The sequence below is a fragment of the Pelorhabdus rhamnosifermentans genome (assembly GCF_018835585.1).
In the GTDB taxonomy this organism is placed as follows: Bacteria; Bacillota; Negativicutes; order UMGS1260; family UMGS1260; genus Pelorhabdus; species Pelorhabdus rhamnosifermentans.
On sequence record NZ_JAHGVE010000008.1, the window covers coordinates 73460 to 90937 of the forward strand.

17 protein-coding genes are annotated in these 17478 nt (G+C 40.6%); 14 read left to right on the forward strand and 3 right to left on the reverse strand.

The window, feature by feature from the left end:
• Positions 1-38: 38 nt before the first annotated feature.
• From rnhB to Ga0466249_RS11420, 6 genes are all read left to right on the forward strand, one after another.
• Entirely contained in the window at positions 39-614 is a 576-nt protein-coding gene (rnhB, locus tag Ga0466249_RS11395; protein WP_215829588.1) for a ribonuclease HII, read from the forward strand.
• Between the two features lie 110 nt (positions 615-724).
• On the forward strand, positions 725-1906 hold the full coding sequence (locus Ga0466249_RS11400) for a pyridoxal phosphate-dependent aminotransferase (RefSeq protein ID WP_215829589.1): 1182 nt from the start codon (positions 725-727) through the stop codon (positions 1904-1906).
• Between the two features lie 265 nt (positions 1907-2171).
• Positions 2172-3956, forward strand: coding sequence for a hypothetical protein (locus tag Ga0466249_RS11405; RefSeq protein WP_215829590.1), 1785 nt, complete (start codon positions 2172-2174; stop codon positions 3954-3956).
• Between the two features lie 21 nt (positions 3957-3977).
• On the forward strand, positions 3978-4286 hold the full coding sequence (locus Ga0466249_RS11410) for an EscU/YscU/HrcU family type III secretion system export apparatus switch protein (protein WP_215829591.1): 309 nt from the start codon (positions 3978-3980) through the stop codon (positions 4284-4286).
• A gap of 15 nt (positions 4287-4301) precedes the next feature.
• Positions 4302-4664 (forward strand): YraN family protein, encoded by a 363-nt coding sequence (locus tag Ga0466249_RS11415; protein WP_215829592.1) that lies wholly within the window; start codon positions 4302-4304, stop codon positions 4662-4664.
• A complete protein-coding gene (locus tag Ga0466249_RS11420) occupies positions 4665-6194 on the forward strand; it encodes a YifB family Mg chelatase-like AAA ATPase (protein ID WP_215829593.1) in 1530 nt (509 codons plus the stop codon).
• Between the two features lie 542 nt (positions 6195-6736).
• Here Ga0466249_RS11420 and Ga0466249_RS11425 read toward each other — a convergent pair.
• Positions 6737-7345, reverse strand: a complete 609-nt coding sequence (locus Ga0466249_RS11425) for a ferritin family protein (protein WP_215829594.1) — start codon at positions 7343-7345, stop codon at positions 6737-6739.
• Between the two features lie 345 nt (positions 7346-7690).
• Between Ga0466249_RS11425 and Ga0466249_RS11430 the strand changes: the two genes are divergently transcribed.
• Entirely contained in the window at positions 7691-8581 is an 891-nt protein-coding gene (locus Ga0466249_RS11430; protein WP_246588646.1) for a cation diffusion facilitator family transporter, read from the forward strand.
• A gap of 114 nt (positions 8582-8695) precedes the next feature.
• Positions 8696-9280 (forward strand): YqaA family protein, encoded by a 585-nt coding sequence (locus Ga0466249_RS11435; RefSeq protein ID WP_215829595.1) that lies wholly within the window; start codon positions 8696-8698, stop codon positions 9278-9280.
• 97 nt (positions 9281-9377) lie between these two features.
• Here the strand turns inward: Ga0466249_RS11435 and Ga0466249_RS11440 are convergent, their stop codons facing one another.
• Together Ga0466249_RS11440 and Ga0466249_RS11445 are read right to left on the reverse strand one after the other, a co-directional pair.
• Positions 9378-10736, reverse strand: coding sequence for a nickel-dependent hydrogenase large subunit (locus Ga0466249_RS11440; protein ID WP_215829596.1), 1359 nt, complete (start codon positions 10734-10736; stop codon positions 9378-9380).
• The gene (locus Ga0466249_RS11445; protein WP_215829597.1) at positions 10711-11694 is read right to left on the reverse strand and encodes a hydrogenase small subunit; all 984 of its coding nucleotides are present in this window, start codon (positions 11692-11694) and stop codon (positions 10711-10713) included. The genes Ga0466249_RS11440 and Ga0466249_RS11445 overlap by 26 nt, the downstream gene beginning before the upstream one ends.
• A 169-nt stretch (positions 11695-11863) precedes the next feature.
• Here Ga0466249_RS11445 and Ga0466249_RS11450 point away from each other — a divergent pair, with 169 nt between their 5' ends.
• From Ga0466249_RS11450 to hypE, 6 genes are read left to right on the forward strand one after another with little or no spacing between them, the layout of a single operon-like run.
• Positions 11864-12205, forward strand: coding sequence for a hydrogenase maturation nickel metallochaperone HypA/HybF (locus Ga0466249_RS11450; protein ID WP_215829598.1), 342 nt, complete (start codon positions 11864-11866; stop codon positions 12203-12205).
• A 19-nt stretch (positions 12206-12224) separates the two neighbouring features.
• Positions 12225-12884, forward strand: coding sequence for a hydrogenase nickel incorporation protein HypB (gene hypB, locus Ga0466249_RS11455; protein WP_215829599.1), 660 nt, complete (start codon positions 12225-12227; stop codon positions 12882-12884).
• Positions 12881-15181, forward strand: a complete 2301-nt coding sequence (gene hypF, locus Ga0466249_RS11460) for a carbamoyltransferase HypF (RefSeq protein WP_215829600.1) — start codon at positions 12881-12883, stop codon at positions 15179-15181. Before hypB ends, hypF begins: the two co-directional genes overlap by 4 nt.
• Positions 15138-15368 carry a HypC/HybG/HupF family hydrogenase formation chaperone gene (locus Ga0466249_RS11465; protein WP_215829601.1) on the forward strand — a complete coding sequence of 77 codons (231 nt, stop codon included), beginning with the start codon at positions 15138-15140 and terminating at the stop codon, positions 15366-15368. The genes hypF and Ga0466249_RS11465 overlap by 44 nt, the downstream gene beginning before the upstream one ends.
• Positions 15358-16440: a hydrogenase formation protein HypD gene (hypD, locus tag Ga0466249_RS11470; protein WP_215829602.1), complete on the forward strand. Its 1083-nt coding sequence runs from the start codon at positions 15358-15360 to the stop codon at positions 16438-16440. Before Ga0466249_RS11465 ends, hypD begins: the two co-directional genes overlap by 11 nt.
• Before the next feature lie 3 nt (positions 16441-16443).
• Positions 16444-17460 (forward strand): hydrogenase expression/formation protein HypE, encoded by a 1017-nt coding sequence (gene hypE, locus Ga0466249_RS11475; RefSeq protein WP_215829603.1) that lies wholly within the window; start codon positions 16444-16446, stop codon positions 17458-17460.
• Positions 17461-17478: the final 18 nt, after the last annotated feature.

The following is a 17478-nucleotide window of genomic DNA, read 5'->3' on the forward strand; positions in this document are numbered from 1 at the left end:
GGGTGTATTTGTTGAGATAAAAAGAGGAGGAACATCCCTTGATTATTTGTGGTTGTGATGAGGTGGGACGTGGTGCTGGTGCTGCTGAAATCTATGTTTGTGCAGTTATTTTAGATCCCAATCGATCCATTTCCGGTCTGGCTGATTCGAAAAAACTATCAGCTGCGAAACGGGAATTTCTTGCTGCTGAGATTAAAGAAAAAGCCCTGAGTTTTTGTATTGCTACAGCGAGTTTAGCTGAAATCGAAAAATTGAATGTTCTTTATGCTACAATGCTTGCCATGAAAAGAGCTGTAGAAGGATTGTCCATTCAACCGGACAAGGCCATGATTGACGGAAATCGTGCTCCTAGTCTTGCTATACCAACGGAAACAATCATTAAGGGCGATTCACTTATTCCTGCCATTAGTGCAGCTTCTATTGTAGCGAAAGTGGCACGTGACCAGAAGCTAGTCGATTATGCTGCGCTTTATCCTCAGTATGGTTTTGAGAATCACAAGGGTTACTTTACGAAAGAACACCTTGCTGCCCTAGCAAAGTACGGTCCCTGCCCTATTCATCGTATAACCTATGGACCGGTAAAAGCTTTGTTTGATCAAATGAACGAAGCGTAGTGAGAAATCAGTACAAGATTATCAAATCTAGTAAAATTTTATTGTACCTTGTAAAATGAAAGGGGTATTAGCGAAAAGAGCGAATCAATCATGATGAGGGGAGAGAGTTTATGAATCAAGTAAAAAATTATGCATCAATAAAGGCTAGTCATTTTACTGAGTCTGTTATTCGTGAGATGTCACGCGTAGCTGCTGCTCATGGAGCGATAAATCTTGCGCAAGGATTCCCTGATTTTCCAGCCCCGGATGCCATTAAAGAGGCCGCTTCACAAGCCATTTTTCAGGATCACAACCAATATGCCATTACATGGGGTACAAAAGATTTACGGGAATCCATTGCCTGGCGACTTAATCAGGACTACGCGGTTGATATTGAGCCGGAACAGCAGATTACGGTATGTTGCGGGTCGACAGAAGGGATGGTTGCGACGCTTCTCGCAACAGTCAATCCAGGCGATGAAGTCATTGTTTTTGAGCCCTTTTATGAAAACTATGGGGCTGATGTCATTCTTTGTGGTGCCACTCCCAAATATGTGACATTACACACGCCTGATTTTCATCTCGATTTAGACGAACTTACGGCGGCTTTCTCTGATCGTACACGGGCCATTATTATTAATACACCTCATAATCCGACAGGAAAAGTTTTTTCTCGTAAAGAGCTGCAAGTTATTGCTGACTTATGTATAAAATATGATGTACTCGCCATTACAGATGAAATTTATGAATATATCATTTATGATGGAGCTCAGCATATTCCTTTATGGAAAATTCCCGGTATGGCTGATCGGACCATTATGATCAACAGTATTTCCAAGACGTACAGTGTAACAGGCTGGCGCATTGGTTATGTCGTTGCTTCAGCCCAGATTTCGCAGTCCATTCGCAAGGTACATGATTTTTTGACTGTCGGTGCTGCGGCACCGCTGCAAGTGGCTGCGGCAGCTGCTATGCGGTTTAAACCGGAGTATTATAAGAATTTAGCATCTTTTTATGCTAAACGTCGGGATCTGTTATTGAATGCGCTGACTTCAGCAGGTTTTACCTGTGTGAAACCTGCTGGTGCCTATTATATTATGACAGATATTCGGCCCTTTGGTTGGGACGATGATGTGGAATTTGCAGAGTATCTGACCAAGAAAATCGGTGTAGCGCCTGTGCCTGGTTCGAGTTTTTATCGTTCTACAAGTGCTGATGCGCATCTCTTTATTCGGTTCTGTTTCTGTAAAAAAATTGAAACGCTTCAAGCAGCAGTAGAACGTTTAAAAAAATTGAACTCTCTAAAAAAGTAGATTTCTTATAAACGGGAAGAAGCTGAGCATTCATTTTGAAGCTCAGCTTTTTGCTATCATGGCTGGTGGTCTCAGAGCAAAGACTAGGATGAATATCCTATATTCTTTGCTTTTCCTATAAAATTGAACAAAATAAGTGATATTAGTTCACGTTCCGGTAGGAAATTAGTTTTGTCATGCAGAAATAAAATATAAATATATACTTTTTGTTTATAGTCTATTTGAAAGATTTTTGGGCAATTATCATAAAAAAGAGGGATGATGAATGGACGCAGCCAATATACCATCCAATCTAGGAAATGTAACTCCGGGTGCAGCAGGAGCGGGTGCTACAACCAATACTACATCCATTATCTCTCCTGAAATTCCGCAAATTGAACAAACAGCAACTGTAGCGGTACCACAAGGACAGGTACAAGCGGACTTAGCACAAACAGACCAGGGTGCGGCAGGTCCTACTGTTCAATTGAAGATTGCCATTGAACAAACAATTGTTCAGCTTTTAAGTCAGCTTGAGACATTACTGGATCGGCCACAAACGCTGGCTGACTTTTTGCCGGAAACTGTTCGGCAGGATATGGAGCAAATTTTATCTGATAAACTTTTTGCTGCCACACCTGATGTTCTAGAGCAGGGACTGACAGCCATGGTGAAGACAAATAAGGATACGGCAGATGCTTTCTCGCAGTTAACCAAGGGGCTTAATTTAGCTATTTCTTTGCAACAAAATTTGCCGGAAAGTGTGCAGAAAATTTTGTTAACAGCTCAACCGCTGATGACGGAGCTTTTGCAGCAGACCCAGTCGGAACTTGAACAAGCTTCCGGTCAGACAACTGTTTTGAACTCGGTAACCTCTGGTGAGTCGTCGGGAGTTGTACAAGGACAACCTTCTTCAGTATTGTCAGCGGCAGAGACTGAGGTCAATACTTCGGTTAATGGCAATTTTGCGGCTAGTGGTGCCAAAAATGCTACGCCCCAAGTCGGTCAAACTACACAAAATATGCCTTTAGCTGCTTCAGTAGCATCACAGCAAGGTGTAGAGCAAACTGCTTTGGGGAATCAATCGTCTACGTCTGCAACCGGTAACCTGGTAGGACAAGAGGCAAAATCTATTGCTTCATTACCTGCGAATTCATCAGCTTCAGCTATGTTGTCGGAGGAGGGGATGTCGGGGGTTGCAAACGATCGGTCAATGAATAATGGTAACGGTGTTTCGACAAGCGAGCAGGCTTCTCCAACAGCGCAATCAGCTAGTTTGGATAAGACAGAGCAAGCAGTTATTCCAACATCACTTGGTGTTGTTTTGTCGATGATTAATCATCCGCAAGTACCGGATAATTTTGTTGGAGTAGATGAATTTTTTAATTGGATAGCGCAGCAATTTATGCAGAATCAGGATAATCCTAATCTGCAAGATTCTTTGAAGCAAAAGTTGGATCAGTGGAAGCAGCCGCTACAACAGCTTTCAGATCAGGATAGTCAGGCTTTTAATGAGATTAAGAATCAACTAGAACAACAGTTGCCTTCACAAGTCAAACAATTGGCAGAACAATTTCCAGGAATTAAAGATATGTATATTTATAAAAGATTAAGTGATGTGGCAAAATATACCACACAAAATCAGGCCGAGTTAAATTCAGCTAAGAATAGTATGAATAATTTGGCTGAGTCTTTTCAAAAATTGTTAGTTACTTCACAGTCTTTTCACAGTGAAACAGGCAACACGGGAAAAGTATTTACCATGTTTATGCCAATTGCTTTCGATGGGACAACTGTATTTCCAGCTCATATTCATATTTATCATCAAAAACAACCGGAAAAGCGTGGGGGACCCAATATTGAGGAAACATGGCTGCGAATTTTTCTTAAAACCGATTATAGTGGGACAGTAACGGTGTTTTTTCATGTGCGTCAACAGGCAGTGGAAGTGAAAGTAGGTTTTTCTGATAAACAAGCTGCAGGCGATTTTTATGAGTGGTTGCCAAGTATTCGTCAATCCATTGCAAGTAGCCCCTTTACATTACAAAATCTTCAGATTCTATCAGCGTGAGAAATCAGCCAAGGAGGATTTATGGAAGCAGAGCAAGAAGCAGCAAGTGAAATAAAAAAGGCTGTTGCCTTACGCTACAATACTGAAGAAAACGATGCTCCTGTTGTTATTGCCAAGGGGGCAGGAATTGTTGCAGAAAATATTGTGCAGGCAGCGACAAAAAATTCGGTACCTATCTATCAAAGTCAGGCTCTAACAAGTGTATTAATGGCTGTCGAACTTGATCGTGAAATTCCACCGGAACTATATAAAGTTGTGGCGGAAATTTTGGCTTTTGTCTACAGAATGGATCAAAAACGCAAGCCTCTTCCAACGCCTAAGACCTTTTGATTATCGGAGGCGAAAATGAATCATATTACATTTGGAATGTGGGGCGAGGCTCGGGCTCGCTCTTTTTTATTTCAGAAGGGTTATAAAATTTTAACGAGTCATTATCGTCTGAAAATCGGTGAAATTGATATTATAGCACAAGACGGTGATATCATTGTTTTTGTAGAAGTGAAGACAAGACGAAATGATGACTATGGAACACCAGCTGAAGCAGTAAATTTTCGTAAGCAACGTAAAATTAAAATGACAGCCTTGAGTTATTTACAACGTTTTTCTTTGCAAGAACAGCCTGTTCGCTTTGATGTCATTGAGGTTTATGGAACAGGTGGGAAGCAAAGTAACATCCATCATATCATCAATGCGTTTGGAGGAACTTAAGTGTATGCGCAAAGTTTTGGAGCGACAACAGTAGGACTTAACGGAATTATTGTGACGGTGGAAGTGGATATTGCTAATGGCATTCCCTGTTTAGAAATTGTTGGATTACCCGATGCTTCTGTTCGGGAATCAAAGGAAAGAGTCAGGGCGGCTATAAAAAACGCTGGTTTTGAATATCCGCAAAAAAGGATTACTATTAACTTAGCTCCCGCTGATTTGAAAAAGGACAGTTCCGGTCTTGATTTGCCCATTGCCATTGGCATTCTTTGTGCCAGCGGTCAACTGGCTCAATCAGCTGTTGAACAGAAACTCTTTGCAGCAGAATTGTCGTTAGAGGGACGCCTCCGTCCTGTTGCGGGAATTTTGCCGATGGTTATTGAAGGAAAAGATCAGGCCTTTCAGGAGGTTTTTGTGGCTCCGGAAAATTGTCAGGAAGCTGAATTAACAGGCAGTATCGCTATAGGTGCGGCTGATAACCTGGAGCAATTAGTGGGCTATTTAACTGGCAGGGATGAGCTGCCAGCTCGGGAGAAATCTGTAGAAACAGAGTCTTGTCATTCCTACGAAGTGGATTTTGCCGATATACAGGGACAACTTGTTGCAAAACGGGCTTTGGAGATTGCGGCGGCTGGCGGACACAATGTGATTATGGTGGGTCCGCCTGGGGCTGGGAAAACAATGCTGGCCAAGGCTCTGCCGTCCATTATGCCGAAGATGACAAATGAAGAGGCTTTGGAAGTAACCAAAATTTATAGTGTTAGTGGTATGATGGATCATGTGCGGGGACTTGTGCGGACACGGCCATTTCGTAGTCCTCATCACACGACCTCAGCGATTGGCATGATTGGTGGTGGGCGCATTCCCCGCCCCGGTGAAGTCAGTTTAAGTCATTATGGCGTATTGTTTTTGGATGAATTGCCGGAATTTCCCCGTACGGTATTGGAAGTCCTTCGTCAGCCCCTAGAAGATGGACAAGTGACCATTGCTCGCGTCAATGCCACTGTGACTTATCCTGCGCAAATATTATTGATCAGTTCTGCTAATCCCTGTCCGTGCGGATTTTTTGGCGATCCTAGTGGCAAGTGTTGCTGTTCAGCTGCTGATATTCGGCGTTATACAAAAAAAATATCCGGCCCGTTACTGGATCGGATTGATATTCATTTGCCTGTGGCGCGCCTTGATTATCAAGACTTAGTAGACAAAAAACAGTCAGAAAGTTCTGCCACTATTCGTCAGCGTGTAGAGCAAGTTCGTCAAGTAGAACGCCAGCGCTTGTCAAAATGGGGCGTTTTTTGCAATGGTGCGATGAGTCATAAACAGGTAGTAAAAACCTGTCAGCTTTCAGTCGAAGCGGAAAAGCTAGTGAAACAGGCTTTTCAAAAACTTAACTTAAGTGCCAGAGGATATGATCGGATTCTTAAAGTGTCTCGCACCATTGCTGATTTGGCACAAAGTGAATTGATTGAAGGCGTACATGTAGCGGAGGCCATTCATTATCGCAGTAAATTGTTTGATGGACCAACTTTTTAAAAAATCAGTTGGGAGTAATGGTTTTGGAAAACTTAAGATATGCTGGAATCAAGCAGGCGAATAGTCTGCTTATTTTTTTGCCTGATTTTGTTTTATCTCTTGCTCTGCTGTTTTGAATACTATAATACGTGATTGTCGCTCTGTGGCAATAAAATCCTTTATTTCAGGTAGTCAGAAGTGACTTTTCTGCCATGAGTTGGCGAAAAAGGCGAAGAAACTTTGTTTTGGTATGCGCATAGTATATTGCAAAAAATAAATCGCATAATGGTAAAAAATAGATGGGGTGATGCAATTGAGAAACTTTGACGATGTTTTCGTTTGGGGATTGGTGTTGGTACTAATCGGCGACATTTTTATTCTGTGGGCGGAACTAGTTAGACGCAGCGAAGAAGAAAAACGTAAGGATAGTTAACTTTTTTCGGAATTTAATGGGCTCTAACAATATGGAATAAACCCCCATGCGATAAGTAGTATAAACTTTCACTTTCGAATAGGGTTCGCTGTAACCAATTATAGCGGAAATGATGTAGAGCTTCTGTTAATTAATCAGCTTCTTCTGGTAAGGGTTCATGAGTTAGTTTAAACAATGCTGCAGTGAATTCTGCAACATGTTCTTTTTCTTCATTCATGAGATCACAAAAATGTTTCTTCACACGGGGATCGTCAGCTCGTTCCATATATTTTTGATATTTATTGATCGCATGGAGTTCACCTTGAATGGCTTTGGTAAGGCAACGTATTGCTGGTAGGTCTTTTCTGTTAGGAGGGACTACTTTCACATCTTGCTCTTCTTTGGTGGTTTTATAATTTTGCCATTTTGGTTTTCCGTTACCGTTTGGTGCTCTTTTCATGACAAGAAAATCCAATTCTTCTTCCTCAAGCATCTTTGCCTGTATTGGGTCTAATAAGGATATTAATCGCATCGTTTCTACATAATGCTGCATTTCATCTTCGGCCACGTCCCAAAAGACTTCATCCAAACAAGTTTCAAGCGCACATCCCAAATATTCGGCAATTGCTCCACGCTCGTCGGCGGCTGCATCTCTGAGCAGATACAAGTCAGGGTCATTTGGGCACTCATCTATATTAGGTGTGCATGAAGGCGAACAGCCATAAAAGCTTTTCGAAGGACCATATTGGGGTCTAGTCATAGGTATTCCTCCTGCATTTTTGGTTAATATATAATATTATATTTAAAATGTAATAGTGCATCATTTTATGTAAAAATATTGAATCAATCTATTGTGCAAGGAAACCGGTCTTCCAATGTGCGAGCAAGTCTTCTATTATGACAGGTAGATATAACCAATAACCCCATTAAACAAAACCTTATTGCATACTACTTAGCTCTTCTGATATACTATGTGATATGAAAAGAAAAACTATATAATATCAGGAGACTGATTTCTGGTGCGGCTGAATTTTTATGCAGCAGGAAGAACCTGGGGGATCATTTTGATTCTGCAGGTTTATTTCATATATAAGGAGAGAGTGGTTTGTCACAACAATTATCTTTGCCAAATGATATTGATTTCCAGAAAACGAAAGCAGCAAAAGTTTCTGTCCTATCCAATAGCTTATTAGTAGTTTCAAAACTAATAATCGGAATATTAACCGGCTCGGTAAGCATTGTTTCTGAGGCTACTCACTCCGCTGTTGACCTATTAGCTGCCTTGATTGCTTATTATGCAGTGAAGACATCAGGAAAGCCGCCTGATTCAAAGCATCCATATGGTCATGGTAAGGTTGAAAATATTTCAGGAGCTGTAGAGGCTGCTTTAATTGTTGTCGCTGCTCTTTGGATTATCTATGAGGCGGTACAAAAGCTTTATGTTGAGACTTTGCCTGAAAAATTAGAATATGGCATTGTCATTATGTTAGTATCTACTATAGTGAATATTTTTGTATCCAAACATTTATTCCGGATAGCTAAAATAACTCAATCTCATGCTTTAGAGGCAGATGCTTTGCATTTGCAGGCTGATGTTTGGACTAGTATGGGTGTTTTAGGAGGCTTGCTGGCAATAAAATTGACTGGATTATATTGGTTAGATCCGGTGATCGCCATTACGATGGCGTTCGTTATATTTAAGGCTGGCTATGGTATGACGAAAAAGAGCATAGCGGAACTGATGGATGCCACCATGACGGAGGAAGATAAAAATTCGATTGCAGTAATTTTGCAAGAGCATTCTATGGTCAGGGGATTTACAAATTTGCGAACGCGTCGTTCCGGGAGTGTATGTTTGATTGATGTCCATCTGGTATTAGATAAAGAGCTTTCGCTTGATAAGGTTCATTGTGTTTGTGATGAAATTGAGCAGCGAATTAAAGCTCGATTTGCGTCCTCTGAAGTTCTTATTCATGTAGAGCCCAGCGTTAATTAAAAAAGAAATAAGAGGTTAAGCGTTTAATCTGTTGGGAGGTGAATATAAGCATATAATTCCTCGTGTGGTAGATATTTTTGGTTTATTTTATAAACAATTTTTGGAGGAAGTTAGATGGACGAGATAATTGCTTTGTTCTTAGGATGGGGTTTAGTCGGCTTAGGTATAGCGGCATTTACGGAGTCTTTTTGTTCGCCAATTTTACCAGATATTATCTTAATACCGTTGGCGATGGCCCAACCGGAACATGCGATTTATTACGGATGCGTGGCGACAATTGTTTCTGTTCTTGGTGGTTTTATTGGTTACGGAATTGGGCATAAAATTGGCTTGCCTGCTGCAAAAAAGATGATACCAGCAAAATATGAAGAAAAAATGCGAATAGTTGTCGAAAACAATGCAAAGTGGGCTATCTTTTTAGCCTCGATGGCTCCAATTCCTTATAAGTTTGTTAGCATTACAGCGGGGGCACTAAAAATTAATTTTCCTGTGTTTTTGGGAGTATCGCTTCTCGGTAGAGGTAAACGTTTTTTGTTGGAAGGCATTCTAATTTATTATTATGGACCTAAGGCTGAACATATTTTTACGCAGCACTCTAATGAACTCCTGTTTATCTCCATTGGTATAGTCGGGGTAATTGCCGTGGTAGGATACTTCGTCAAACGATTTAAACGAAATACTTTGCCAGAGCAAGGATAGCAATAAACTAATATGTGAATAGAAAAAGCTAAGCCAACTTTAATCAATTTGTTGATTAAAGTTGGCTTTTTATCTATGTGTTCATAACTGGCTACATTTAATGAGTGGCACAAGCTATACAGGGATCAAAAGAGCGAATGATTCGACCCGGTATAATATACTGAAGATCAGGCGAGGGAAGATGTGTACCAACTAGCGCCATTTCTACGGGACCACGATTACCGTAATCGTCTTTAGGAGAAAAATTCCATCCTGTAGGTGTTATAATATCATACCTTGCTACTTGTTCATTCTCTATTAGTGCACTATGAAGTAAAGGACCACGCATGGCATCTGTTACTGCTATAGCCTGGTTTGAAACTATCTGCTTCTTCTGCCTGATGGGTGGGGGGCCAGGACGCAATTTTTTTAGCCAATTTTCCATTAGTTTTGTTATCAGAAGAGTTTCAATAGATCGAGCAACGATTCGATCCATAGTCGAGGTACCGCCATGATAATGACCACTTATTATCATGCGAGCAAGCGGGCCGCCTTCAAAGTGTTTATCTTGATATAACACCGCCTTTGTCCAGGTATACGCGCCAAGTTTATGGGGAGCTGGTTCTGCTTCATCAGCCCATTTGGCACGATGAAACCAGGAATGCGAGATGTCTTCTTGTATCAAGTCGACCCTGGGCTTTGTCAATTGATTATCTTCCAAGACCCCGCTTTTTAATAAGGGTGCGTCGTTTTTTTCTCCAAAACGGAATAATCCAAAAGACAGGAAGCGGCCTGTTGTTTTACCAATATGGAAATAATCGTCATAACGGTTTGCTAATAGTTCAGTGTCTGACATCATACATCGTTGTATAAAATCACGAATATTTTGCAAGAGGGCTAAAGCTTGCGTGATTTTATCAACGGTGGGAGCAACAGCTGCGCCTCCGTGAACAAAACTGTGCTGGTGTGGAGCTTTACCACCAAACAAAGCCAAAATTTGGTGGCTCTGTTCGGATGCTTTTACGGCTTTGCTATAATTTCCAGCTAAGCGCTGGTTTTCTTCTTCATTCAAGCGACAATCAATACAGTTTTGTCGCAGAAATGGAGGTCGTTCAGGCATAATAACGTAGTCAGGTAGTTCAAAGAAATAGAAATGTCTGATGTGGTTCTGGAGGAAATCAGCTGCAAGCATAATGTTTCGCAAGTACTGAGCATTTTCCTCAATTTCATTATCATAGATTTTATCGAGCAAGTAGCTGGCATTTGCTCCGTGTACGGTTGAGCATATGCCGCAAATGCGCTGAGTCAGATATACGGCGTCTGTTATGTGGTGATTGCGCATGATATATTCGTAACCCCTAAACATAGTACAACAGACATCTGCTTCACTGATATAGGTATTATCCACTGTGAGTTCTACGGAAAGCAGACCGCTCAAACGGGTTACTGGACTAAATAGTACTTTGTGTTGGCTCATGTTTTTCTCCCTTCTCTTTATCAGAGATATTAGGGGATTTGCTATTAGTTTTCGCAGGTAATGGCTTAAAAAAAGGTGTTGAACCATCGGGAAAGTCTGGATTGGTACAACCGATGCAAGGAGTACTTACCTTTACAGGCCAACTGACATGATTAATCCATTGACGATAAGGGCAATCCGACCCAGTTCGGGGCCCAACACACCCTTGGGAAAACATACATGAAACATCACCTAGATTTTTAGCTAGGTCCTTTTTGTCAAAATAAGAACGTCGTTGGCAATGTTGATGAACCGTAGTACCGTAAAAAAGTTTAGGTCTGCCCAGAGTATCAAGTTCTGGTTTTCCATACATGATCAGGTGGGCGAGAGTTCCGACGAACCAATCTGGATTAACAGGACAACCGCTTACATTAATGACTTCACGTTTAAGTACGCTGTTTACACCTACTGATTCTGTCGTATTGGGAGCGGCTGATGAAGCACCTCCAAAACTGGCGCAAGTTCCAATTGCAATTACATACTTGGCCATTCCGCCAAGGTGCTTAACAGCCTCTAGTGCGGTAATATCTCCGTTATTAGTTCGCGCGATAACATTATATATTCCATTGTCTTTGGTTGGAATAGCGCCTTCCACAACAAGTACAAATTCTTCTTTGAATTTTTCAGCTGATAAAAACAGCAGTTCTAAGGCATCTGTCCCCTGTGCTGCCATAAAAGTATTACTGTACAAAAGATCAATCATATCGGTGAATACTTGGTGCAAATAGGGATATGTCGTGTTCATAAATGCGATGTTGTTATCACCGCTATCGCTGGTTTCCAGCCATATTACAGGAAGCTTTTTTTTATTCCGTTCGTTGATAAAAGTACGGATCGCAGGCAATATTTTTGCAGAAAGACCATAATTGCTTTCAAGTCGATATTGGTCGCACAATCGGAGAAAGTCAGCGTGTTCCATAGAGCCCCCCTGAATTTTTGCTTTTTATCATAATATGCCAATTAGCTGCATTCGAGTACGTTTCGAGTCCCTTAAAATTGTGATGCTTATCCTAAAAAGTTCAGGAGATTCGTTCTAACTATGTTTTTCCATAATACAATATAGTGAACTAACTAAAGGGGCGTTTGAATTGCACGAGCTGTATCTTATTCAAAGCATGATAGACCAAATTAGTTCAAATGCTGCCGAGCAAGGCGTTGAGCGTGTTAATCGAATACAGCTTGTAAATGGTCAACTGAGTGGTGCAAATACGGAAGCACTACGCTTTGCTTTCACATTGTTTAGCAATATACCCTTGTTTCAGTATGCGTTACTGGAAGTAGAAGAACCAGGGCTTATTGGCCGCTGCAATTCTTGTTATCGAACATTTAAAATTGAGGAATATCGGTTTATATGCTGTTACTGTTCTAACGGAGATATTGAAATAATAAATGGACAAGAATTGTATATTGATTACTATGAAGGCGATTAGACACAAAGGAGGCGTATCGATGGTTAAATTTGATTTAGTGGCAGGTTTGCTCGATGCAAACGAAGTTTTGGCCCAAAATAACAGAGGGCTTTTTGAAAAAAATAAGGTGTATGTTATTAATTTAATGGGTGTTCCAGGAAGTGGAAAAACCACTGTTTTAGAAAAAGTCATTGAGGAATTAAAAGAAAAGATAACCATTGGCGTCGTCGAAGGTGATTTGTATACGACAAAGGATGTTGAACGTATTGAAAGACTGGGTATCCCTGCGGTGCAGATCAATACAGAAGGCGCATGCCATCTTGATGCAGCTACAGTAAAAAAGGCTTGCTCAGATTTACCGTTAAAAGATATTGAACTATTAGTCATAGAAAACATTGGCAACCTAGTCTGTCCGGCTGAATTTGACCTTGGCGAAAATGCCAAAGTAATGGTGATAAGCGTTACAGAGGGAAATGATAAACCCTGGAAATATCCCTTAATGTTCAGACAAGCGAAGGCGATTATCGTAAATAAGTTGGATTTAATAAATTATACTGATTTTGATTTAGAAAAATTTAGAGAAGATATGGGCTGTATTAACCCCGGTACTCAGATTATTCCCGTGTCTGCGACGTCTGGATTAGGACTATGCGAGCTGGCTCATTGGTTATATAGTGAAGTAAAAGGACGAGATGAATGAACAGTGAGGCTTGGGAATTTAAGCTTTTTGGTCTTGTACAGGGAGTCGGTTTTCGGCCTTTTGTGCATCGTCTGTCGCAACAATATCATTTGAATGGCTGGGTGCTTAATTCTTCATCTGGCTTAATTGTTTTGGCTGAGGGAATAACGGAAAATTTAAAAATGTTTGCCGAGAATCTGATGACCCAGGCACCTCCAATGGCCGAAATCGAAAAATGTAAAATAAGTAAAAAAAAAGTTGTCGGATATAAAAGCTTCTCTATCCGGTCAAGCGAAAATGATAGAGATAGCGGCACTATATTGTCTCCAGACACAGGTATCTGCGAAAAGTGCTTAAAAGAATTTTATGATATAAAGAATCGCAGACATAATTATTTAATGATTAGTTGCGCTGAATGCGGACCGCGATTTTCGATGGCTCATATGATTCCCTATGATAGAGAAAATACGTCAATGAATACCTTTACTATGTGTCCTGAGTGTAGACATGAATATCACGATATATATAGCCGGAGATATCATACGGAAGCTATTGCCTGCTCAGCCTGTGGACCACATGTATGGCTAGCTGATGGTAATGGAAAAAAGTTTTGCGGATTGGCGAATGAATTGTTAAAGCGAGGAAAAATAATCGCAGTCAAAGGCATTGGTGGCTTTCATTTGGCCTGCAATGCCTTAAACGAAGCGGCAATAGCCAGTCTGCGCAATAGAAAAAAGCGGGATAGTAAACCCTTTGCCGTAATGTGCCGTGACTTAAAAGTAGTAAAGGAGTATTGCCAGGTCGGTGAGCATGAGGTGGAAATTTTAAAAAGCAAAGAAAAGCCGATTGTTTTGTTAGGCAGAAAATCAGAAAAATACTTATCTGCTAATATTTCACCTGGAATTAATACTTTGGGGGTAATGCTGCCTTACACTCCAGTTCACTACTCATTGTTTGATGATGAATTGGAAATAGTGGTGTTAACCAGTGCAAATCTGTCTGATGAACCACTAATAGATAATAATGAAGAAGCTTTAGAAAAACTAAATGGCATTGCTGACTTTTTTTTACTCCATGATAGGCCAATTATAAATAGCTGTGATGATTCGGTTGTAGCAGTTGTCAATTCAGCAACTATGGTTCACAGAAGAGCACGGGGGTACGTCCCCTTGCCTATAAGAATTGAAAAAAAATGCAGCAATGTATTTGCTTGCGGCGGCGATCTCAAAAACACATTTTGTATATTAAAAGGACAGCATGCTTTTATAAGTCAACATTTCGGGGACTTGTCTCATTATGGGAACTACAGGCGTTATTTAGAAGCCATTGAGCGTTTTAAACAAATGACTGGAAGCAACCCTAAAATAATTGCTCACGACTTGCATCCAGGATACATATCGACTCAATACGCCAAAAGTCTGGAAGGTATGTTTTCTATTACGGTACAGCATCATCACGCCCATTTTGCAAGCTGTATGGCGGAGAATAATCTTTCTGATGCTGTGCTTGGTGTGATTTGTGACGGTACGGGATATGGAACTGATGGATGTATATGGGGATTTGAATTTTTCTACGGAGACTACGGGGGGATTGAACGGCTTGCGCATTTAGACTATTTGCCGTTATCAGGCGGTGATGACGCTGTCTATGACCCATCACGTACAGTTTTTAGTTATTTGTATAGTATGTTTGGCAATTACGGAGCAACTGTAGCCCAAAAAGTTCTACCTCATATTATGAATACGGATTTGAAAGCAATGCAGACACAGCTGGACAACAAAATTGGTATTTGGAATACTTCGAGCTGTGGGAGATTATTTGACGCAATTTCTGCACTGTTAGGTGTATGTACTAAGGTGAATTATGAAGGTCAGGCAGCTATGCTTTTAGAAGCTATTAGTTGTTTGAATGACAGTCGAAAGTACCGGTTTGAACTTGATGGTAATTGCTATCCTTACCATTTGAATGTTAGGAATATGTTTGAAGAAATATTATTTGATATGCAAAAGGGGATTTCCAAAGAGATTATAGGTGGGAGATTTCACGCCACCATCATTGACATGGTTGTTTCTACTACCATGCGTTTAAGTCGTGAAAAGCAATGTCAACAAGTTGTATTAAGCGGTGGGGTGTTTCAGAATAGATTGTTGCTAAAAAACATAATGCATGTACTTGAAAACAATGATTTACGTGTATATATACAACGTAAAGTTCCTACAAATGATGGCGGATTGTCTCTGGGGCAAGCTGTAGTTGGCGAGGAGGTTTTCAAACGTGTGTCTAGCTGTAATAGGCAAAGTAGTGCAAGTGGGGGATGATAAGGCTTTGTCTGATGTAGAGGGGAATCTTGTAAATATAAATATTCAATTGACGCCGGATGTTTGTGAAGGCGGATATTTGCTAATTCATGCTGGATTCGCTATTGCAACCATGGAGGAGGAAGAGTTTTTCGAAACACAAGCATTACTAAACCAAATCTCAAGAGTGTTAGATAATGTTCAATAATATAGGAAGAGAAAGTCCTAATTATATACAATATTTGTTAAAGGCTATCTGGGCAATTAAAATTCCGATCCGAATCATGGAGGTTTGCGGTACTCATACTATGGCAATTGCGCGAAGCGGAATGAAGCAGGTACTTCCAGATTGGATAACCTTATTATCAGGACCAGGATGTCCAGTATGTGTTACAGATGAAACCGATATTGATTTGGCCTGTGCTTTAGCAGATTTGCCCAATGTAATTTTAGCATCATACGGGGATATGATGCGGGTGCCAGGCACTGATGGTAGTTTAATGTCTTCTCGTCTGAATGGAGCCGATATCCGAGTGATATATTCCAGCAATGATGCTTTACGATTGGCAGTAGAGAAACCTTCTTGTGAAATTGTGCTTTTAAGTGTAGGTTTTGAAACCACGGCTCCTACAACTGCAATTACAATCGAAACTGTAGTAAAGGAAGAAATTAAAAACTTTTCTGTATTGTCACTTCATAAGGCTGTACCACCCATACTGCGATTCTTATTATTAGATCCTGAGTTGTCAATAGATGCGTTTTTACTTCCTGGACATGTCTGTACTATCACAGGTGCCGATGCATTTAATTTTATCGCGAAAGACTATTCGCGGCCGTGCGTGGTAGCTGGATTTGAACCGGTTGACATTTTAGAGGCAATATTCATGGTTCTATTACAACAGCAATTGCAACAGCCAACAATTGAAATACAGTATCAGGCAGTACGGAAGAAGGGGAATGTAATAGCACGCAAATATGTAGAAAAGTACTTTCATTTAGTGGATTGTACATGGAGGGGAATAGGAATAGTACCTTTGAGTGGCTACGCAATGAGAGATGCCTTTGGCGGGTTAGATGCACGAAAAAAATATGATCTACCAGTGCCACTTGTAAAAAATACTCATTGTGTATGCGGAGATATACTAAAGGGTCGAAAAGAGCCGATTGAGTGCGCGCTTTTTGCAACTCGTTGTAATCCCGCTTCGCCTGTTGGACCGTGTATGATATCTGAGGAGGGAAGTTGTGCAGCTTCTTTTTTGCAGATCCAGAAAGGAAAATAGAAAATGCAGGATAAAACAGATAAAATTGAGTTATCTCATGGAAGCGGTGGTAGAAAAACGCAGGAGTTGATCAGAACAGTTTTTCAAAAAAACTATTCTAATATCATACTTGACCAGATGCTGGATGCTGCCTTATTTGAAATAAAAGGAACAAAACTGGCTTTTTCGACAGATTCATTTGTGATCAATCCGATTTTTTTCCCTGGTGGCGATATCGGTAAATTGGCCGTTTATGGAACGGTTAATGATTTAGCAGTCAGTGGTGCCAAACCGTATTATATGAGTGTGGGTATGATATTGGAAGAAGGCTTTTCGATAGATGATTTACGGAGAATAGCGGATTCGATGGCTTTAGCAGCGAATCATGCGAAAGTTCAGATTGTAACTGGCGATACGAAGGTAGTCGAAAAAGGTTCAGTTGATAAAATATTTATTAATACTTCTGCCATCGGAATTATTCCCAGTCATATTCATTTACATCCTGCAAATATTTGTCCAGGAGATGTGATTATTGTTAGCGGCCAATTTGGGGAGCATGGATTAGTTATAAAAACTAGAAGGCAGGAGTTTGCTTTTGATACTCCTATTGAAAGTGATTGTGCAAGTCTTTTACCGCTAACACAATCTTTGCTTGCATATGGAAATAAATTGCGTTGTATGCGGGATATAACCCGGGGTGGGGTAGCTACAACGCTTAATGAACTTGCAGAACAGAGTAGTTTGACCTTTAAAATTGAAGAAAATCTACTGCCTGTTTCCCCTGTTGTTAAAGGGGCTTGTAAAATGTTAGGCATGGATCCGCTTTATCTTGCAAATGAAGGCAAACTAGTGGCGATTGTAGCACCTGATTCTGCTGAAGATATACTACATAGATTACACTGTTTAGAAAAAGGAAAGAATGCTAGCATTATTGGCAGAGTGGAGCGAGAATTACCTGGAATGGTTATAATAAAAACTTCCTTGGGCGGTCAACGCATTTTGCCAATGCTTGAGGGAGATCCGTTACCAAGATTATGTTAAGGGGTGAAATGTGGCAAG